The organism is Chryseobacterium sp. JM1 (genome assembly GCF_000737715.1).
Taxonomy (GTDB): Bacteria; Bacteroidota; Bacteroidia; order Flavobacteriales; family Weeksellaceae; genus Chryseobacterium.
This window is the reverse complement of the sequence record NZ_JPRN01000004.1, coordinates 36,091-54,497: the sequence shown is the minus strand read 5'-3', so window position 1 is coordinate 54,497 and position 18,407 is coordinate 36,091. Positions and strand designations below refer to the sequence as shown.

The 18,407-nt window shown below is 38.3% G+C and carries 20 protein-coding genes; 13 read left to right on the top strand and 7 right to left on the bottom strand.

Features of this window, described 5'->3' with window-relative positions:
* Nucleotides 1-77: 77 nt before the first annotated feature.
* Nucleotides 78-899 (bottom strand): T9SS type A sorting domain-containing protein, encoded by an 822-nt coding sequence (locus IW22_RS23625; RefSeq protein WP_051891168.1) that lies wholly within the window; start codon nt 897-899, stop codon nt 78-80.
* A 28-nt stretch (nt 900-927) separates the two neighbouring features.
* Entirely contained in the window at nt 928-1,476 is a 549-nt protein-coding gene (locus tag IW22_RS08720) for a phage tail protein (RefSeq protein WP_051891167.1), read from the bottom strand.
* Between the two features lie 309 nt (nt 1,477-1,785).
* Here IW22_RS08720 and IW22_RS08715 point away from each other — a divergent pair, with 309 nt between their 5' ends.
* The 3 genes from IW22_RS08715 to IW22_RS08705 all read left to right on the top strand — a co-directional run bounded on the left by IW22_RS08715 (nt 1,786) and on the right by IW22_RS08705 (nt 7,260).
* The gene (locus IW22_RS08715; protein ID WP_034725753.1) at nt 1,786-2,550 is read left to right on the top strand and encodes an enoyl-CoA hydratase/isomerase family protein; all 765 of its coding nucleotides are present in this window, start codon (nt 1,786-1,788) and stop codon (nt 2,548-2,550) included.
* 243 nt (nt 2,551-2,793) lie between these two features.
* A complete protein-coding gene (locus IW22_RS08710; protein ID WP_034725751.1) occupies nt 2,794-5,742 on the top strand; it encodes a SusC/RagA family TonB-linked outer membrane protein in 2,949 nt (982 codons plus the stop codon).
* Between the two features lie 9 nt (nt 5,743-5,751).
* Nucleotides 5,752-7,260 carry a RagB/SusD family nutrient uptake outer membrane protein gene (locus IW22_RS08705; RefSeq protein ID WP_034725748.1) on the top strand — a complete coding sequence of 503 codons (1,509 nt, stop codon included), beginning with the start codon at nt 5,752-5,754 and terminating at the stop codon, nt 7,258-7,260.
* A gap of 60 nt (nt 7,261-7,320) precedes the next feature.
* Here the strand turns inward: IW22_RS08705 and IW22_RS08700 are convergent, their stop codons facing one another.
* The gene (locus IW22_RS08700; protein WP_034725744.1) at nt 7,321-7,863 is read right to left on the bottom strand and encodes a hypothetical protein; all 543 of its coding nucleotides are present in this window, start codon (nt 7,861-7,863) and stop codon (nt 7,321-7,323) included.
* A 162-nt stretch (nt 7,864-8,025) separates the two neighbouring features.
* Here IW22_RS08700 and IW22_RS08695 point away from each other — a divergent pair, with 162 nt between their 5' ends.
* From IW22_RS08695 to IW22_RS08650, 10 genes are all read left to right on the top strand, one after another.
* Nucleotides 8,026-8,643, top strand: coding sequence for a hypothetical protein (locus IW22_RS08695; protein WP_034725743.1), 618 nt, complete (start codon nt 8,026-8,028; stop codon nt 8,641-8,643).
* A 61-nt stretch (nt 8,644-8,704) separates the two neighbouring features.
* Complete coding sequence (locus IW22_RS08690) at nt 8,705-8,995, top strand: winged helix-turn-helix domain-containing protein (RefSeq protein ID WP_034725742.1); 291 nt, start codon at nt 8,705-8,707, stop codon at nt 8,993-8,995.
* Nucleotides 8,996-9,060: 65 nt separating this feature from the next.
* On the top strand, nt 9,061-9,351 hold the full coding sequence (locus IW22_RS08685) for a hypothetical protein (RefSeq protein WP_081873928.1): 291 nt from the start codon (nt 9,061-9,063) through the stop codon (nt 9,349-9,351).
* Nucleotides 9,352-9,381: 30 nt separating this feature from the next.
* Nucleotides 9,382-10,221: a metallophosphoesterase gene (locus IW22_RS08680; protein ID WP_034725741.1), complete on the top strand. Its 840-nt coding sequence runs from the start codon at nt 9,382-9,384 to the stop codon at nt 10,219-10,221.
* Nucleotides 10,222-10,233: 12 nt separating this feature from the next.
* A complete protein-coding gene (locus IW22_RS08675; RefSeq protein WP_034725740.1) occupies nt 10,234-10,533 on the top strand; it encodes a hypothetical protein in 300 nt (99 codons plus the stop codon).
* Between the two features lie 6 nt (nt 10,534-10,539).
* Nucleotides 10,540-11,025 carry a Coq4 family protein gene (locus IW22_RS08670; RefSeq protein ID WP_034725739.1) on the top strand — a complete coding sequence of 162 codons (486 nt, stop codon included), beginning with the start codon at nt 10,540-10,542 and terminating at the stop codon, nt 11,023-11,025.
* Nucleotides 11,026-11,034: 9 nt separating this feature from the next.
* Nucleotides 11,035-11,331: a hypothetical protein gene (locus tag IW22_RS08665; protein WP_034725735.1), complete on the top strand. Its 297-nt coding sequence runs from the start codon at nt 11,035-11,037 to the stop codon at nt 11,329-11,331.
* A 191-nt stretch (nt 11,332-11,522) separates the two neighbouring features.
* Nucleotides 11,523-12,896: a DUF4153 domain-containing protein gene (locus tag IW22_RS08660; RefSeq protein ID WP_034725733.1), complete on the top strand. Its 1,374-nt coding sequence runs from the start codon at nt 11,523-11,525 to the stop codon at nt 12,894-12,896.
* 5 nt (nt 12,897-12,901) lie between these two features.
* On the top strand, nt 12,902-13,441 hold the full coding sequence (locus IW22_RS08655; RefSeq protein WP_034725732.1) for a hypothetical protein: 540 nt from the start codon (nt 12,902-12,904) through the stop codon (nt 13,439-13,441).
* A 53-nt stretch (nt 13,442-13,494) separates the two neighbouring features.
* Nucleotides 13,495-14,007, top strand: a complete 513-nt coding sequence (locus tag IW22_RS08650) for a hypothetical protein (protein WP_034725731.1) — start codon at nt 13,495-13,497, stop codon at nt 14,005-14,007.
* Between the two features lie 62 nt (nt 14,008-14,069).
* On the opposite strand, the gene IW22_RS08645 is transcribed toward IW22_RS08650, so the two are convergent.
* The 4 genes from IW22_RS08645 to dtd all read right to left on the bottom strand — a co-directional run bounded on the left by IW22_RS08645 (nt 14,070) and on the right by dtd (nt 18,406).
* Nucleotides 14,070-14,462, bottom strand: coding sequence for an ACT domain-containing protein (locus IW22_RS08645; protein ID WP_034725729.1), 393 nt, complete (start codon nt 14,460-14,462; stop codon nt 14,070-14,072).
* A 430-nt stretch (nt 14,463-14,892) separates the two neighbouring features.
* Complete coding sequence (locus IW22_RS23620; RefSeq protein WP_051891166.1) at nt 14,893-16,545, bottom strand: S8 family peptidase; 1,653 nt, start codon at nt 16,543-16,545, stop codon at nt 14,893-14,895.
* A gap of 223 nt (nt 16,546-16,768) precedes the next feature.
* Nucleotides 16,769-17,896: a serine hydrolase domain-containing protein gene (locus IW22_RS08635; RefSeq protein WP_034725728.1), complete on the bottom strand. Its 1,128-nt coding sequence runs from the start codon at nt 17,894-17,896 to the stop codon at nt 16,769-16,771.
* Nucleotides 17,897-17,956: 60 nt separating this feature from the next.
* On the bottom strand, nt 17,957-18,406 hold the full coding sequence (gene dtd / locus IW22_RS08630) for a D-aminoacyl-tRNA deacylase (protein ID WP_034725727.1): 450 nt from the start codon (nt 18,404-18,406) through the stop codon (nt 17,957-17,959).
* Nucleotide 18,407 lies beyond the last annotated feature (1 nt).

Genomic DNA, 18,407 nt, shown 5'->3' with positions numbered 1-18,407 from the left:
TCCCTGAGGGATCAGGGAATTTTCTCATTTATGCATTAGAATCTTTTTCGAGGGCACAAATCACTTATGAAAAATTTTTATTTTTTGATGATCTTGGAAGAGCCTGATGGTGTTTTGATGATATAAACGCCATTCGGAAGTTCCGAGAGGTCTGTCTGATTGGTTCCTTTCTTCATATCCAGTTTTTTAAGCAGTTTTCCGTCCTGGCTGTAAATTTCAGCAGGAGCATTGTCTTCTGCCTGAATAGAAAGAGATCCGCTGGTAGGATTAGGATAGATGCTCATCATTTTTTTTGAAGCAGCAGCTTCATTCGTTGCCAGTACGATACCGGAATCTTTTACCCAGGTAAATGCATCAAGTCCTGCATATCTATAACCTCCTCCCATAGTAATTCTAAGCTCGTCAATAATGATATTTGAGTAATTCTGACCGTTTAAGTTGGTAAGATCAATCAGGGTGTATCCATTTGCCGTAGCCATAGAAGTGTTAAAGCCTGTACTTTTCGTCTGAGTAAATTTAGTGACACCGCTTAGCCTTCCTGTAACTGTTAGAGTTCCCGCTACAGTCAGATCTAAATTAAGAGCAGAAAGGTACATCCAGAAACGGTTTGCTTTAAACAGGTTCGATGTTGTTTTAATACTGAAAGACGGTGGTGAAGCCGTATCATTGGAGTTATCGATATATCTGTTATCGTTAGCTGTTCCGTTCCATCCTGTATTTGGAAAATTCGCCTGGATGTCAAAAAGTCCTACGTGAGAGATGATATTAAAGATCACTCCGTTATCCGTAAAACTTGAACTTCCGTTCGATTCGGTTTCAAATTGCTCTGTACTTGTCTGTGCAAAAGAAAGTAAGGATATGAACAGACTACAGATGGTTAAAAAAATAGTTCTTTTCATGATTTAGGTTTTAAATAAGTTGTTTTTTTTAGCTGCGTGGAGGATATATTCCTTCAATACAGATGATGTAGTTTAGCCCTAAATAAGGCGGCATGTTATTCACCGGAAGATTTTGCCCGATGTATGATAGAGATCTTGCGTTAATAGTGGTATCAGGATCTACGGCTGCAAAGCTCGGTACAGCATTGAAATCTCTTCCTACCTGTGTTCCTGATTTGGCTATGGAAGTAGTGGCTGTAGGCGTGGAAACTGTAGCATTTGTGTTAGCCACTTTCAGTTGAAACCCTGAACCTATACTTGGAAGGTTCTGTGCCATAATTGTATTTTGTGTAGTTCCGGCAACAACTCCCAAAGGATAATATTCGTTTGCATTTACATTTCCGGCTCCGATAGCCATACGTCCTTTCAGATTAGGCAGTGCAAAAGTATCTATACCGTTTCCTCCGTAAGTGGTTCCTAAGATGGAAAATAAAGCAGAATTATTTGAAATTCTCAGTAAGCTTCCGTCACAAAACATCCAGCCTCTAGGTGCAAAATTTCCAGCAAATAGTTTTACAATTCCAATGTACTCGTCCATGATAATAGTTTTTTCAGTTGTTAAGTTTTCCTACTCTGTTCTGGGCTTTTCGGATTCCGCCGGTGGTTATTAGTTTTTTTGATAAGCCAAAGGAACAACTTATAGAAAGGCAGTGCTAGAGTAGAAAATACCAAATTGAAGAGTCCGTATTTCTACGTAATGGATGTTTGTTTTTCGTTATGGGAAGGGTTTTGTGATATAATAAACACCTTGAGGTAATAAGCTGTGTTTAATCTGCAATTTGTTTCTTATAATTTTCTCCGGGACAGCGGTATTTAGTATTTTTGTAAGAATCCAATAAAAATAAAAATGAACGAATTCGTAGCAGCAGAAATTAAAAACAATATTGCCGAAATTACATTCGGAACACCAAAAAGTAATTCCCTTCCGGGTGCCATTCTCGAAAAACTGGCTCAGACTATTCTGGATGAAGGGGCTAAAGAAGAAGTAAAAGCTATTTTAGTAAAGAGTGAAGGAGAGAAAGCATTCTGTGCGGGAGCAAGCTTCGATGAACTTTTGGCTATTGAAGAGCTGGAGGCATCTACGAAATTTTTCGGTGGCTTTGCAAAAGTTCTGAATGCGATGCGAAACTGCGGGAAAATAGTTGTCGTAAGAGTTCAGGGGAAAACGACCGGTGGAGGAGTGGGAATTGCGTGTGGAGCAGATTACTGTTTCGCTACGAAAGATTCAGCTTTGGCACTTACAGAAATTAATCTGGGAATTGGACCATTTGTGATTGGGCCATACGTAGAAAGAAAAATCGGAAAATCTCAGTTCTCTGCCATGGCTATTGATGCCGACTTCAGATCGGCAGAATGGGCAGAACAGCATAATGTGTATCATTCCGTATCTGAAAATATTCAGGAGATGGATGTCAAACTGGCGAAGTTTATGCAGACATTGGCTTCCAGAAGCAGTGATGCATTGGCTTTGATCAAAAAAGTATCATGGGAAGGAACAGATCATTTCAGTGAACTGATGCCGGCAAGAATCCACATGAGTGCCAGTTTAATTCTTGAAGATTCTGCTAAAAAAAATATCGAATCCATTAAAGAAAGACTGAGAGCAAAATAGTATTTTGTGCATCATTATAATATAGCCGCTGAATATTTCAGCGGTTTTTTTGTGGAAAACTTAAAAACCAGCAATGAATTTTGTTTTGTATTTATTGAACTGATATTAAAATTGTAAATTAATTTATTATTATTTATTTATAATTTACATTGATTAATTAATTCTATAGTATTTAACTTCATTTTAGACATTTTAACGTTTATTAATATATATTTGATTGTATTATAGTTAAAATTTGTTAATATGAAATTACAGTTGTCATTGTTAACAGCTGTTCTCTTCTTTGCAGGAGGGCAGACTGTTGAGGCTCAAAAAGCTAAGCGGGACACCATTCAGGAAGAACATGCCATAGATGAGGTGGTTGTTGTAGCGTATGGAAGTCAAAAAAAGGAAACCATGGTAGGTTCCAGTACGGAGGTAAAAGCGAAACAGTTTGCAGACCGTCCTATATCAAGTATTGGGCAGGCGCTGGATGGAGCCAGTGCGGGGGTTAAAGTAAGTACCGGAACTGGTCAGCCTGGGAGCTCACCAAGTATTCAGATTAGAGGAATAGGGTCTTACGGAATTACAACATCACCCTTGTATGTAGTGGATGGTACGGTGTATACGGGGTCTCTTGCCGCCATTAATCCCAACGATATTGCTTCATTTAATATTTTAAAAGATGCAGCTTCAACATCACTTTATGGTTCGGCTGCCGCTAACGGGGTTATTATCATCACTACCAAATCAGGAAGAAAAGGAAAAGATTCATTTAATTTCGGAATGAGTACAGGATATGTACAGAGATCTATTCCCGAATATGAAAGAGTGAATGTCTATCAATATTATCCGCTTATTTGGGAAGCTATCAGAAACGGGCGGATGACATCTGTACCAACTTCAACATTAGCACAGGCTAATACGTATGCCACAACGCAGCTGATATCAGGAGTGCTGAAAACTAATGTTTTCAATGTTGCGGATAATCAACTGGTCATAGACGGTATCTTAAATCCCAATGCAGAACTGAGATATTCGGATCTTGACTGGCAGAGACCTTTGATGAATACAGGTTTCAGACAGAATTATGAATTAAATTACAGCGGTGGAAGTAATACAACAACCTATTTTACTTCAGTTGGCTACACCAATGAAACAGGATATCTTATAAAATCGGATTTTGAAAGATTTACCGCCAGATTGAAAGTAGATTCGCAGGTGAAAAGCTGGTTGAAGTTAGGAACCAGTATCAGTGGAGTTTCTTCCAACGGAAACAATTCAGTGGAAGGGGTAGACAGTAATTCTTCATACATCAATCCTTACAGGTGGACAAGAACGATGGGGCCTATTTACAGTCCGTATGCTCATGATCCGGTGACCAATGCTAATCTTTACGATAATGCCGGGAATATCATGTACGATGCGGGGAGTGGAAGAGGAGCTGATGCTGCTGCCGGAAGAAATGTGATTCAGGAAACGCTTTTAAATAAAGATCTTTCCAAGAATTATTATATCATTTCCAGAGCTTATGCTGAAGTTAAGGTTGATCCCTATCTGACCTTATCTACCAATGTAGGATATGACATCAGAAATAACAAAAGAAGCACCTATGGGAATAAAATCATTGGTGATGCGGCTCCGGGAGGTTCAGCGGAAAAATACAGTATTACGGAACAGACATTTACATGGAACCAGCTTTTGAACTATAAAAGAAAGTTTGGTCAGCATAATTTTGAATATTTATTAGGGCATGAAAACTATAAATTCACCTATGAATATTTGTATGGGTACAAGAAAGGGCAGATCGTGGATGATAATGACGAACTGATCAATTTTGTTACGCCTACAACACTTACTTCCAGAACAGACAATTACAGAAAAGAAGGTGTTTTTTCAAGATTGAACTATGATTTCAATTCAAAATATTTACTTTCCGGATCCATTCGTTGGGACGGTTCTTCCAGATTCAGTAAAGATGTAAGATGGGATTCATTCTGGTCTCTTGGGGCAGGATGGAGAATAAAAGGAGAGGAATTCTTGAAAAACTCTGGTCTGATCAGTGAATTAAAACTTAGAGGTTCTTATGGTGAGGTAGGAAATGACAGAACAGACAGCTATTATATGTATAAAAGTACCTATACTTTAGGATATAATAATGCTCAGGAGGCAGGTATCCTATTCGGGTTTTTAGCCGATCCTACGATTACCTGGGAAACAAATAAGCAGAGTGATATAGGAATTGATTTTGGATTTTTAAATAATAGAATTTCCGGATCTGTAGAGTATTATAAAAGAGTTACCGAAGATCTGATCTTTCAGGTTCCTCTGCCGGTTTCTGCCGGAGTTCCCGATAATAATATAAGCAGAAATGTAGGGACAATGTATAACCGTGGATTTGAATTCAGTCTTAATGCGGATGTGATCAGAAATGAAAACTTCACATGGAATATGAATGCCAATGCATCCACGCTGAAAAATCAGGTTACGGAACTTTCCAATGGTATCACGGAAATTATTAACGGAACCAAGAAAGTTTCAGTAGGTCATTCTATTTATGATTATTGGTTGAGACAGTGGTATGGAGTTGATCCTGCAGACGGTTCACCTCTCTTTTTAGTAGCTGATGCCTTTGCTAATACAACTGCTGCAGATATCAGAACTGTAAATGGAACCAAGGTGACAACCAACTTTAATAAAGCCAAATATGATTATTCAGGGACTGCTATTCCGGATCTTTTTGGAAGCTTTGGAACTTCGATTACCTATAAGCAATGGGCGTTATCTGCAATGTTTACGTATCAGTTGGGAGGAAAAACATATGATTCCAATTATGCAGCCCTAATGTCAAGTTACTCTCAGGGAGGAGCGTTAAGTACAGATATTTTAAACCGATGGACGACTCCGGGACAGATTACTGATGTTCCTGCGTTAAACTCATCCACCTATACAAGTTCAAATGCAGCTTCTTCAAGATGGCTTATAAGCTCAGACTTTATTACATTCAGACAGGCTACTTTAAGCTACAGTTTTAATGCTGAAACTTTATCCCAGCTGGGATTGGCAGGGTTCAAGATTCTGGTTTCCGGCGAGAACCTTTGGAGCAAAACGGCAAGAAAGGGATTGGAGCCTGCCCAAGCGTTTAATGGAACCACATCCAACAGATATACACCTGCGAGAATTATTACCATCGGATTTAATGTATCATTTTAAAAATTAAGTATGAAAAATCTAAAAAAACAATATATCAAATGGGCTGTGGTCCTTTCATCGGTCTTCACAGCAATGATCTCATGTCAAAGCGATTATCTTGAAACAGATCCTACGACTGCAGCTTCTGAAGATGCAGCCTATTCAAGTGCATCGAATCTGATGGCTATTATAAACGGGATGCATAGAGATATGTATTACAGACAGAATGATAGCCAGGGGCAGAACGGTCAGGGAGGTATCATGATTATGATGGATGCTATAGGGGAAGATCTTGTGTTTCCTTCTACAGGGAATGGCTGGTATATTTCAACCGTCAGATGGCAGGATCAGGTGAATGAAAGCAGTTCGTATGTTTTTTATCCGTACCAGTTTTATTATGCCCTTATCAGAAATGCCAATTTAGTGATAGCCAACGGACCTTCAGTTCCGGTTGCTAATGCTGCTGATGCCAATACGGTAAAGCTGGCGATTGGTGAAGCTCATGCATTCAGAGCATTCTGTTATTATATGCTGGTTCAGATTTATGGTAAAAGATATGTTCCTGGTATTGTTAATAGTCAGCTTGGAGTTCCCATCAGATTGGTGGCTAATGAAATTCCTCTGGAAAGAAATACCGTTGAAGATGTTTATACACAAATCAATAATGATCTTAATGAAGCTTCCACAAGACTTGCCGCAAGTAAAAGACTAACAAAGTCTCATTTTGATGATAAGGTGATTCTTGGATTGAGAGCCAGAATTGCTTTGACACAAGGAAATTATGCCCTTGCCGCTGCATCTGCTAAATTAGCCAGAACTGATTATCCTCTGATGGATAACACAGCTTATACAGCCGGATTTAATAATCTTGCAGGAAACAATGAATGGATTTGGGGTGCTACTATTATTGCAGATCAGGGCGAAACATTCTCGAATTTCGGAGCGTATATGTCAAGAAATTTTAATTCCACCAATATACGTCAGGCGCCAAAAGCGATTAACAGTAAATTATTTCTGATGTTCCCTTCGACAGATGTGAGAACTAAAAACTTTGATCCTTCGGGAGCGCATACTTCTTTGGCCCTGCCTTCAACTTATTCTAAATTTGCATACACCAGCCAGAAGTTTCTTTCTGCCAGTTTTGCAGACAGTAGAGTAGATCTTCCTTATATGCGTGCTGCGGAAATGTATCTTATAGAGGCGGAAGCTTTAGCCAGATTAGGAAATGAAACAGACTCAAAGACCGTATTTAACCTACTCGCTAAAAACAGAAATACTAGCTATGCTGGAGCCAGTACAACAGGTAATGCCTATATCAATGAAATTCTTAACAGCAGAAGGCTCGAATTATGGGGTGAAGGATTTAGACTCTTAGATCTGAAGAGACTGAATCAGGGATTGGATAGAACTGGTGCAAATCATTCGTCTGTGGTTACGAATAATCTGATGACTGTTCCGAATACTGATCCGAGATGGGAATTCCTGATTCCGAGAACGGAAATCAATGCCAATCCATTGATCGTTCAGAATCCATTATAATTAAAACAAAAAAAACATACTACTTTTTAGAATCCTGCTTTTGGGCAGGGTTCTTTTTTTTTACGGATATGAATGTGTTGAATGATTGTAATGATCAAAAGAAATCACGGTTTTACTGTACTTTAAATAAACCACGACAACCTGAGTTCCTACAAGATAATTTAAGTAATCAGATTTAGAAACAGGAAGTCTTATCTTTTCTTTCCTGTTACGGCCGGAGAAGGTGATGATGTATTCGTCATTTTCTGTTTTGTGGCCACTGATAATGAAACTTGTTAATCTGTTTTTACCGTTTTTGATATCCTTTTCCCAGTTTTTAACAAAGTAAATATAAACAAGGTACATGATGCCGTATGAAAGAGCATATAGCGCCAATGTGATGCCGAAAAACAGGAGATAATGATAGTATTTGAAATCATGAAACTTATCTTTCAACAGGTAACAGGCCATGAGGGCCATCAGAAGGATGACTAATAATAACACACCCGGAACGTGTTTGAAAAAATCCTGCTTTTGATTCGCGATATTATTTATTTCCTCTTCCGTTAAAGGAATATTTTCCTGCAGTTCAATCTGAGAATAATCTATTGAAGTTTTCGCCATAATGTGTTCGTTTAATAGATGTAGAATTTCTTTCAGTCTGATCCTGATTTCTTAAAGTTAAGAATTGTAGGAATGGGATGGTAAAAAGTTGTTATTAAAATATTAAAAAAATAATTGGCAGATTCAAAATAAATTATAACTTTGTAATTCAAAGTTCTTTTTATGGATTCGAAAAACTATCACGAAGACTTATCACATATCCGTTCCATGATGGAGCGGTCTTCCAGATTTATTTCATTAAGTGGACTGTCCGGGGTTTTTGCCGGTTTAGCTGCGCTGATCGGTGCAGGATATGTATATTATATCTTCCAGAGGGAAGGAATCAGTTATTTAGACGGTGACAGGAACTTTTTCGGTCCGGCATTGGTCCGGGAACTTGTACTGGTAGGAACTGTGATTTTGCTGACTGCCGTTTTAAGCGGTTATATCTTCACCGCCAATAAAAGCAAAAAGAAAGGACAAAAGATCTGGGACAGCACAACGAAGCGTTTGTTATTTACGTTTGCCGTTCCTTTGGTAACAGGAGGCGTCTTCTGCCTCGCACTTCTTTTTCACCATTTGTTTGTATGGGTAGCGCCGGCTACACTTATATTCTACGGAATCGCATTAGTAAGTGCAGAAAGATATACACTCACAGATATTAAATATTTAGGATACTGTCAGATTACGCTGGGACTTATTTCTCTCTTCTTTTTAGGATGGGGGCTTGTGTTCTGGACCATCGGTTTTGGAATTTTGCATATTGTGTATGGGCTGATCATGCATAAAAAATATAAATAAAGATTAAATTTGCAGACTTTTTAAGAACAGCTTCTTAAAGATTTGCAGCTATTGCCTTACTATGATAAAAATAAATCAACTCAATAAAGAATTCGAAAGCCGTGTAAGACTGGGGATTATGTCCGTTCTTATGGTCAACGACTGGGTTGATTTTTCTGAAATGAAAGGACTTCTGGAAATCACAGACGGTAACCTCGCCAGCCATAGTAATGCCTTGGAAAAAGCAGGATACATCGAAGTGAAAAAAGAATTTGTAGGCAAAAAACCGAAAACCTCTTACCGGGTGACCCAAAGTGGAAGACAGGCTTTTAATGAACATCTGGATGCTCTTGAAAAATTGCTGGGAAGGTAAAGGCTATATTTTTTTGAAATTCAACTTTGAAATACAAAGTACTTTATAATTTAAAATTAAATAAAATGATGACACAAAAACAAAAAACACTCGCCATTTATGCGCTCCCACTGGTTTTACTGTGTATTCCATTGCTGGGAAATCTAACTTCAAATGAGGTCAATTGGTCAGCTTCAGATTTTCTGATCGGAGGCGTTTTACTCTTTAGCACAGCTTTTCTGATCAATCTGGTAAGAACCAAAGTCAAAAAACAAAGTCATAGAATTTTGATCTGCGTTTTCGTTTTGATCGTCTTTGCATTGGTCTGGATTGAATTGGCAGTAGGTCTTTTTGGAAGCCCGTTCGCAGGAAGTTAAACGAAGATTTTAATCATACAGGTTTCAGTGATGACAAGAAAACATTTCATTAAAAGATTGGCACAGCTTTCAGTAATAGGAGCATTTCCGGCATTGTATTCATGGCAGATAGAACCTTTCTGGGTAGAATTTGTCCAAAGAAAGCTACCCGTTAAAAATCTCCCGGAAACATTAGCAGGGAAAACACTGATGCAGATATCAGACCTCCATGTCGGAGACCGTTTCGATTGGAATTTCCTGATCGACTCTTTCCAAAAAGCAAAACAGTTTAATCCTGATTTTGTGGTCTATACCGGAGATTTTGTCAATCACGGAACGGCAGAAGAGCAGAAAGATCTGGAAAAAGTAATGAAACAGGCAGTCTATGGAAAGCTGGCAACCTTCGGAATTCTAGGAAACCATGATTACGGAAAGAACTGGGACGACTTAGAATGCTCAGAAAATATCTGTGATATTCTTAAAGATTTTGGAATCAGAATGCTTAAAAATAGGAGTGAAGAAAGCCACGGTCTGAATTTTATCGGGTTTGAAGATTTGTGGTCACCCAATTTCTATCCGGCAGAAGTGATGAAAAACCATGATCCTTCAAAAGCCAATATCGTCCTCTGTCATAATCCGGATGCCTGCGACAGAGATATATGGAATGGCTATCAGGGTTGGATTCTAAGCGGTCATACGCATGGAGGACAATGCAGAATTCCAGGTGTTATCACTCCAATCCTTCCTGTAGAAAATAAAAATTATGTCTCTGGAGAAATAGATCTTCAGGACGGAAGAATGCTCTACATCAACAGAGCCATCGGTCATTCCTTCCAGATAAGATTTATGGTCCGTCCGGAAATTACCGTCTTTACTTTAACAAAAGCTTAAAATACTGTATCGATGAAAGACCATCAAATAATAAACATTGGAAAATACATTTTCGGACTTTGTTTTCTACTTGGAAATATCTTTTTCTCCGGGTATTTCATCACCGAAAGCACTTGGTTTATGCAATGGGGAATCGTTTTTCTTGTCTATGGAATACTAGTCAGTCTTCTTGCGGTGATCGGTCTGCTTCTTTACGGATTTGCTGAAAAGCTTAAAATGAATGCCTGTTTAAAGGCGATAGGCTTAATCATGTTCAATGCACCGCTTGGGTTCCTCTATGTTATGCTAGGAATTAATCTAATATTTAAATAATACATTATGAAAAAAGTACGTGTTCAATTTCTGCTTTTTGTCTACGATAAAACCCAGAAACTTTACAGAAAATATTTTAAAAAGAAAAAAAGACAGTGGCAGTTCAACGAAGAACAGTTGCTGCAGTTCCAGGAAGATTCTTTAGGAAGAAAGCTGGGCGAGTTCTATAAAAAGCACGGGTTCTCCATGATCCCGAAAATGGAAGACCACGACGTCCATCATCTGATCACCGGATGTGGAACCCACTTCGAAGATGAGGTGGCCATGCAATATCTCCTTCTTGGAAATGGTAAGCTCAATGCTCATTTGCTAGCCGCTGTTGTATTGGGAACGCTCATCCTTCCGGAATATCTGAAACTGTACATGAAGTCATATAGGAAAGGGCAGAGCATGAGACCCTTTTACCACTGGGACTTTGAAAGCCTTTTGTGGCAGAATTTCGATCACCTGAAGGATTATATCCAACAGAAAGAAACAGCACCGCTCTATTAATGATAAGCCATGAAGAAAATAAAATATACTGCACTTGGCAGAAATACTTTTTTGATCTCGTTTTTATCAGGAACCTTACTTTTAATCGGTTACCTGATCACGAAAGCAGAACTTCTGATGGTCTTCGGGTTCTACTATGTCATCATTGCAGCGGTAGTCAATTTACTTGTGTTACTGTATGAATTGATGGAATTTCTAACCCATATTCCGGACAAGAAATCCTCCGGAAATTCTGTACTCCTTCTTTTGGTCAATATTCCCGTCACCATCCTCTACATGGGCATCCTCATCGATTTTAAACTATAAACTATCAATTTTAAAATCAAAAAACCATTAAGAATTTTTAAGAGTATAAGATTAATTAAGAAAATCAATTTGATTTTTAAGTTTAAAGCGGAGCTATCTGTTAATATTCTTAAAATCTTACCCCTACTTAATGGCTTAACTCATTAAATCTTTAAATGTTTCAATCCTTTAATTTTTAAATCTTTAAAATCATGAAAACACATCACTATATATTCCTTACAGCCGCCTTGTTCGTCATCGTATTCTACGATCAGGAAATGGGAGTGAATCTCGGTATTCTTGCCATTGTTTATGCATTGCTTACTTTGTTCAAAACTCCTGAGAGAAACAGGACCAGAACCTTTCTGATACTTTTTGTTACAAGTCTGTTGTCAAGCTTTGCTTTCATCTGGTACAGAGATTTTCCTTCCTTGCTGGCGGTTGTAAGTTCCATTCTTTTGCTGGGTTACCGCTCGAGAAACAGAAAGCTTAAAATACTGTTCCTGATCCCGGTTTTTATCATCAACAGTTTCACCTCCATTTTCAGGTTCTTCAGCTTTGATGCATGGCTGCCGAAAAAGAACATTTCCGGCGTGTGGCAGAAAACATTGGCTTTCGTTGTGATTCCGCTTGTATTTATTTCTATATTTTTCGGAATCTATTCTGCGGGAAGTGATCATTTTGCAGCGCTTTTTACGGATTATGAACTGGATATTAATGTGTGGCAACTGTTATCTCTCTCTGTTTTGGGCTTTTTTATCGCGTTCAATTACTGGAATTATGCCGTGGAAAGATTTATTTACAAAAATAATTATCTGCTGGATGATAACTTTAACAATAAATCTAGAGTTCAGAAAGCCACCTATTCATTCCTTGATCTGGATGCAGAGAGAACCAGCGGTGTAATCTCTTTCATTTGCCTGAATATTTTGCTGGTATTTTTCATTATCACATACAATTACGAACAGTTTTATGAAGTGTCAAAAACGCCGGTTCAGCTTTCAGAGGAAACGCATGAAAGAGTGAATGCCGTGATCATATCCATTGTGATGGCCGTTATGGTGATTATGTTCTATTTTAAATCCGGATTCAATTTTGATCCTAAAGCAAAGCTGATGAAGATCCTGGCCAGAATCTGGATCATTCTGAATGCAATACTTGTATTGTCCGCAGCACTGAAAAACTATGAATATATTATCACGTATGGCTTTACTTACAAAAGGCTGGGCGTACTTGCTTTTCTACTGCTGGCGCTGATTGGTCTGGCTCTTACGTTGATTAAAATTCAAAAGCAAAAAAGAAATGCATTCCTGTTCAATGTAATGACCTGGTATTTTTATGGAACAATTTTGGCTTGCAGTTATGTCAACTGGGGCGGAATCATTACCTCCCAGAATATGAAACGTAAAGATTTTGCCGTGGAATATCACCTTGAGCAAATCAGTTTCAGTGAAAGAAGGCTTCTGAAGTATGCGGATGAAAAGAAAGATCTGCAGCTTAAAAAGAAAATACTTGAAAAAGTAAAAGAAGAAAAAGCCAAGCCTTTCCTTTCAAAAATCCTTTACTATGAAACATTAAAAGAGTAGTTATTATGAAAAAATCCTTATTGTTAATTCCATTGATTATTATTTCATGTAAAAAAGAAGCGAACATTACAGAGGCTCCCAACAAAGACTCTGCCGTGATCACAGAAATGCCGGACGCTGCCGCTAAAGCAGATTCCGTTGCCATCAGAAAGCAAGATTCAATCATTAACAATGCTCCCGTTACCAAAGAAGTACTGCGCAAAGGCGTTATGAGAAGTGAAAAAGAAGGCCAGATCGTAAGAACGGCAGATGCGTCTCAGCTTCCTTTCACACTGGGAGAAGAATTCACGAAAGACGGTCAGGAACTTGTTTTAAAACTGACCCATTATGACAAACCGACTATTAAAGCCAAAATTTCAACGAATGAAAAAGACTTTAATATCAGATTTAACCAGATCAAACTTCCCAACGGAGATTATGACGGCCCGTTCAGCAGAGAAATCACTTACGATACTAAAGGTACCGGAGAAGTGTGGCTGATTATCGGGAAAAGCAATATGGCTTCCGGAAATACAAAAGGAAGTTTTAATGTAAGTGTAGAGTAGGTTTTATCCCTTTGGTATAATTTCTGCAAACTCATTACTAAAGTTTAAAAGTTATGAAAAATATATGGTTAATGACGGCAGCAGTTTCAGCAGTAGTAGTAAGCTGTGGAACGGTGCAGTCACTGGTTCAGAACACATTCCCTTATACCGCCAATGTTTTGGTGTCTACGGGAGTTCCGGCCGATAAAGAAGTTTCCTCAACATCTACAGCGACCAATGTGCAGACGTGGTTTGGAGGAAACAATAATGCGAAGATCAAAGATGTAAGAATTTCTGAGGCTAAAATTTCTGTAGTGTCCCCTTCAGGTGGAAACTTAAGCGCAGTGAAATCTGTAAAAGTATATGTTTCATCCAGCGGGACAGGAGAGAAATTGGTAGCATCCCGTTCCAATATTACAACAGATTCTTCAAGTTTAAATCTTGATCTTAATGATACAGGATATTTAGATGAGGTCGTAAAAAGCTCAGGACTAACCGTAAGAACAGTCTATGAGTTGAAAAATCAGACGACTTCGGATATGAATCTTAAAATAGCACTGAATTTCAACAGTGTTCCAGCGAAATAATTTTTGTACCGTTTAAAACAGAATAGGCTGTCCTGAAAAGGCAGCCTATTTTTTACTAAGTATTATTCAGATAATTTTGTTAAAACTTCAAGCGCCTTTTCAATATCTTTTGTATTAACGAAAATATGGTCATGGTAATACGCCGCCACAACATTACAGCTGATGCCGTTTTCAGAAAGTGCTTTTGAAAAAGCAGCGGTTAATCCCACCGCTTCCAGGGAAGAATGTATAGTCAGTGTTATCCACGACATGACAACGGAATAGTCCAGCTGTAATCTGTCTGCAATTTCCTTTTTTAGAATAAGGGTAAATCCTTCTTCCTCTCTGAAGAACATATCAATTTCATTCAAATCAAAACCTTCTGTACTTTTCGTGGTACAAAAAACATAGTCACCCGGATTGTGTTGGGGTTTCATACTTTTTAAAAGCTTTCCTAAATCTGTTTCTCCGTTCATTCTTTATTGTATTAAAAAGAAAACAAGATACAGCTATTTTACAGATATGTTTTTTTTAACATAAAGAAATTGATTCAATTAAGCAGACACTATAAATAAAAAACTTGGCGCCACAATCTCCCACAGATCACACAATTTTTTAGCCTATCATAATCGTGTTATTTGTGAAATTATTTGTGAAATTTGTGTTTAAAAAAAATCATCTTTGAAATCTTTAATTAAAAAACAGATTAAGCAGACACTATATTCGACAGCTTCATCAACGACGAAGTCGAACTCTTAGCCTCCTCCAATTCAAAAGCATTTTTCATAAAGCTTTGCGTAAAAAAAAGATCTCTATCCTATTTTTACAGTTTTTAAAAGTAAAATGAGGCGACCCGAATCCGGATCCCCTCATTATTTTCATTAAATAGGTATGAATGTCCTGATATTACAGTTTGGTGAATTTTTCAACCACTCTTCTCTGTCCTTCAGTAATATTGATGATATACTGTCCGGTAGGAAGATTTGATGTATTGATTTTTTCATCCGGAGAAACTGAACCTTTTGTAACGGTTCTTCCGTGCATATTGATGATCTCGAAATCAAGTTTTTTATTGTCATTGCTGTGAATGGCAATAGAGCTGGTCACAGGATTAGGATAGATCTTAATTTCTAAAGGAGCCTGAGCTTTGACATTCGTTTTAAGACTTCCTTCCAGTTGTAAGATGGCATTTTTCACATTAGGAAAAGGACCAATTTTTTGATTCACAACGGTACCACCCTGAGGAATTCCCGTAGAGATTAACAGATTTTTCATAGCAGACGGAGTCAGATACTGACCTGTTGTCTGGTAATAATAAGACTGGATCAGTGTGGCTGCAGAAGCTACCACAGGAGTGGCAGAACTCGTTCCGCTGAAATAATTGTAAGTTCTGTTATTATCGTTATCATACTTTTGGTAAGATCCGTATCCTGCCGCAAGCACATTGCTTCCCCAGCCCTGTACATCCACCCGGTTTCCGAATGTACTGAAGCTTAGTTTTGAATGGGTAGTATTCGGGGAACCTGCTCCCACAATGATAGCACCGCTGTTTCCTCTCGCGTTATAAGCCGCATAAAAAGGATCATCAAGGTTTTGATTTCCGTTTCCTGCTGCTGCAATGATGATGATGCCTGAATCTGTAGCTGCTTTTGTTAAGTCCCAGATCACGCTGTCGTATTCTGCAGGGCAGTACTGTCCGTCTTTCCCGCCGGTCTGCATTTCATACAGAATAATATCACCGGCCTGCGATGCATTGATGGATCTGCTCACCGCGGAAGCTCTGTTGTATCCCACAGTAGTCCATTCCATATAGCCTTTGATTTGGGAAGCACTGTAAGCAGCTCCTGAAAGACCGATATTATCCTTTACAGATCCTAAAATACTTACCACAGCCGTTCCGTGATCGCGGTAGTTATTGTTGGCTAATCCTGCATTCGGACTGTATCCCGGTTCCAGTTGGATAGAATTTTGATTGGAAAGCATCTCGTGAGTTTTATAGAAACCATATTCTACATCACGGATTCTGATGTTCTGTCCCGTGATTCCTCTCGACCAGGCGTATTTGGCATTAATTCCCGGATTGTCGTTGAGGTAGGTTTGAAGACTTTCAAGATCCGGAGTAGCTACAAACGCTTTAACGAAAGGGGGTTCGATAGGTGTGCTGCTCATTACAGAAACATATTCCACTTCAGGGAATCTTTCAAGCGTGTGTGCCAGCTTTTCAGCGTCTTCATTGTTTTGTAAAGGAATATTGACTTTGAATATCCTTCTCAGTTTTTCAACAGATTCACCGGAGTTCCCGTTGGCTCTGCTGTCTTTGATCATTTCGTCGAGTTTTCGGTCACTGAAACCAAAATCGTTGACAAACGAAATTCCATTGTTTTTGACAAATTCTGCCAGTTCCGGATTTCCGAGTGCTGCTTTTTCAGAAGTGATGTTTTTAGAAAAACATACATAAATGTTCGGGTTGGGCTTATCATTTTTCTCCGATGGGTTCTGGCCGTAAGAAAGGATAAAGCCGAAAATAAATAATGTGAAAAGTCTAATTTCTGTTCTCATAATATCTTATTAAATGGTTGTTAACCAAATATATAATTTATATCACAGAAAAAGGATAAATAGAATGAAATAAATGTATTTTGTTGTACGGTTGATAATTATAATGAAAAATTGATATAAATGATGATAAAATCAATTTAAATCACAATTTTGTGAAATTAAATTAATAATATGAAAATTTAATATGCGTTACCGATTAATGATAATCAATTGATAAATTGATTTAGTTGATATAATTCATTTTAAGAAGCAGTCTCCGGATATGACCTGTAATGAATTTATTATTGTTTGTCAGCCAGATAATGGAAATATTTTTCTCAGGAATCATGATGAGGTGGGATTTAAAACCTCCCTGATCACCGGAATGCTCTATGACATTTACATTCTCTTCTGTTGGAGTGTCGGCGTAAAAACCTTTGTGAACAAACCAGGTTCCGGTGTGGTAAACAGGTTTTTTACCATTCCATTGTTCAGGCTTATAAAGCGTTTTTGAAGCTTCAACAACAGAGCAGTTGGTGAATTTACACTGATGAATAGCTGTAATGTATTTTTTCAGGTCTTCAATGGAACTCCAGACCCCTCCGTTTCCGGCAGCAGCAAAAGTGGGGGATTCGCCATAATCGTATTCTGTGTATACTTTATCTTTCAGGATATAACCGTGAGCTACATTCTTGTCAGGATAGCTTCCGTCTGTAATGCGGCTGTTTTTCATTCCGGAAGGTTTGAAGATGTTTTTATCAATGAAACGCTGCCATTTCATGCCGCTCGTTTTTTCAATCACCAGCGCCAGTCCGTTGTAGGCGGGGTTGGAGTAACTGAATTGTGTTCCCGGTTCAAATTCCAGTGAATCAGCAGATTTTAACGGTCTGAAATTCTCCTCATCCTTTGCTGTAAGGTAAAAAATGCTGTCTTTCTCCACATGTCTGAGATCTGGAAGGCCGGAACTGTGGGTAAGAACATGCCGGAGCTTAATTGTAGAAGCAATATCCTTATTTTTAAAATCCGGAAAGAATTTCAGCAGGTTGTCATCCGTAGAAAGCTTGTGTTGATCCTGAAGCATCAGAATACCGTAAGAGACAAAAGTTTTAGAAATAGAACCAAGATTCGAAACCGTTTTGCTGGTGAATTTTTCCTTAGTCTTCAGATCAGCCAGCCCGAAAGAATTTTCATACAACACTTTATTTCCCTGCTGGATCAGAATTGCACCGCCCGGTTCATCGGCCTTGAAAAGTTCCGAGAACGCAGAATCCAGTTTGGATTTTAAAAGGTCTTCACGGCTCTGGGCAAAACAGATCATTTGAATACTGAACGTGAATAAAAGTCCGGCTATTAATTTAGAACGAAGAGGCATGAATAAGGTGTTTTTACTTTAACTCTTAAGGTTGATAATGCTTGATTATATTAATATTGATCAGCTTTTTGTAATGGAATCCATGACAATCGTCACCGGGCCGTCATTGATAAGGGAAACTTTCATGTCCGCCCCGAAAATCCCGCTTTCAGTTTTTAATCCTGATTTAGCAATTTCTTCTTTAAAATAATCAAAAAGGGGAATGGCTTTATCTGGTTTTGCAGCTTTGATGAAAGAAGGGCGGTTGCCTTTTTTATAATCCGCGATCAGGGTGAATTGACTGATACAAAGAATTTCTCCTGAAATATCTTTAACAGAAAGGTTCAGTTTGTCATCTTCATCACCGAAAATCCTGAGATTTAAAATCTTCTGAACCAGCCAGTCTGCATCTGCTTTTTCATCATTTTCATCAATGCCGGTCAGCAGCATCAGCCCTTTCCCGATTTCCCCGACAATTTTCCCGTCTACTTTTACACTGGCCTCTGAAACTCTCTGTATAACGATCTTCATT

Bases quoted from the DNA above. Each gene is read 5' to 3' on its own strand.
- IW22_RS08705 (WP_034725748.1), top strand. From the start codon at position 5,752: ATGAAAAATCTAAAAAAACAATATATCAAATGGGCTGTGGTCCTTTCA.
- IW22_RS08670 (WP_034725739.1), top strand. From the start codon at position 10,540: ATGAAAAAAGTACGTGTTCAATTTCTGCTTTTTGTCTACGATAAAACC.
- IW22_RS08660 (WP_034725733.1), top strand. From the start codon at position 11,523: ATGAAAACACATCACTATATATTCCTTACAGCCGCCTTGTTCGTCATC.
- IW22_RS08715 (WP_034725753.1), top strand. From the start codon at position 1,786: ATGAACGAATTCGTAGCAGCAGAAATTAAAAACAATATTGCCGAAATT.
- IW22_RS08655 (WP_034725732.1), top strand. From the start codon at position 12,902: ATGAAAAAATCCTTATTGTTAATTCCATTGATTATTATTTCATGTAAA.
- IW22_RS23620 (WP_051891166.1), bottom strand. From the start codon at position 16,545: ATGAGAACAGAAATTAGACTTTTCACATTATTTATTTTCGGCTTTATC.
- IW22_RS08645 (WP_034725729.1), bottom strand. From the start codon at position 14,462: ATGAACGGAGAAACAGATTTAGGAAAGCTTTTAAAAAGTATGAAACCC.
- IW22_RS23625 (WP_051891168.1), bottom strand. From the start codon at position 899: ATGAAAAGAACTATTTTTTTAACCATCTGTAGTCTGTTCATATCCTTA.
- IW22_RS08680 (WP_034725741.1), top strand. From the start codon at position 9,382: ATGACAAGAAAACATTTCATTAAAAGATTGGCACAGCTTTCAGTAATA.
- IW22_RS08720 (WP_051891167.1), bottom strand. From the start codon at position 1,476: ATGGACGAGTACATTGGAATTGTAAAACTATTTGCTGGAAATTTTGCA.
- IW22_RS08665 (WP_034725735.1), top strand. From the start codon at position 11,035: ATGAAGAAAATAAAATATACTGCACTTGGCAGAAATACTTTTTTGATC.
- IW22_RS08690 (WP_034725742.1), top strand. From the start codon at position 8,705: ATGATAAAAATAAATCAACTCAATAAAGAATTCGAAAGCCGTGTAAGA.
- IW22_RS08695 (WP_034725743.1), top strand. From the start codon at position 8,026: ATGGATTCGAAAAACTATCACGAAGACTTATCACATATCCGTTCCATG.
- IW22_RS08710 (WP_034725751.1), top strand. From the start codon at position 2,794: ATGAAATTACAGTTGTCATTGTTAACAGCTGTTCTCTTCTTTGCAGGA.
- IW22_RS08675 (WP_034725740.1), top strand. From the start codon at position 10,234: ATGAAAGACCATCAAATAATAAACATTGGAAAATACATTTTCGGACTT.
- IW22_RS08700 (WP_034725744.1), bottom strand. From the start codon at position 7,863: ATGGCGAAAACTTCAATAGATTATTCTCAGATTGAACTGCAGGAAAAT.
- IW22_RS08635 (WP_034725728.1), bottom strand. From the start codon at position 17,896: ATGCCTCTTCGTTCTAAATTAATAGCCGGACTTTTATTCACGTTCAGT.
- dtd (WP_034725727.1), bottom strand. From the start codon at position 18,406: ATGAAGATCGTTATACAGAGAGTTTCAGAGGCCAGTGTAAAAGTAGAC.
- IW22_RS08650 (WP_034725731.1), top strand. From the start codon at position 13,495: ATGAAAAATATATGGTTAATGACGGCAGCAGTTTCAGCAGTAGTAGTA.
- IW22_RS08685 (WP_081873928.1), top strand. From the start codon at position 9,061: ATGATGACACAAAAACAAAAAACACTCGCCATTTATGCGCTCCCACTG.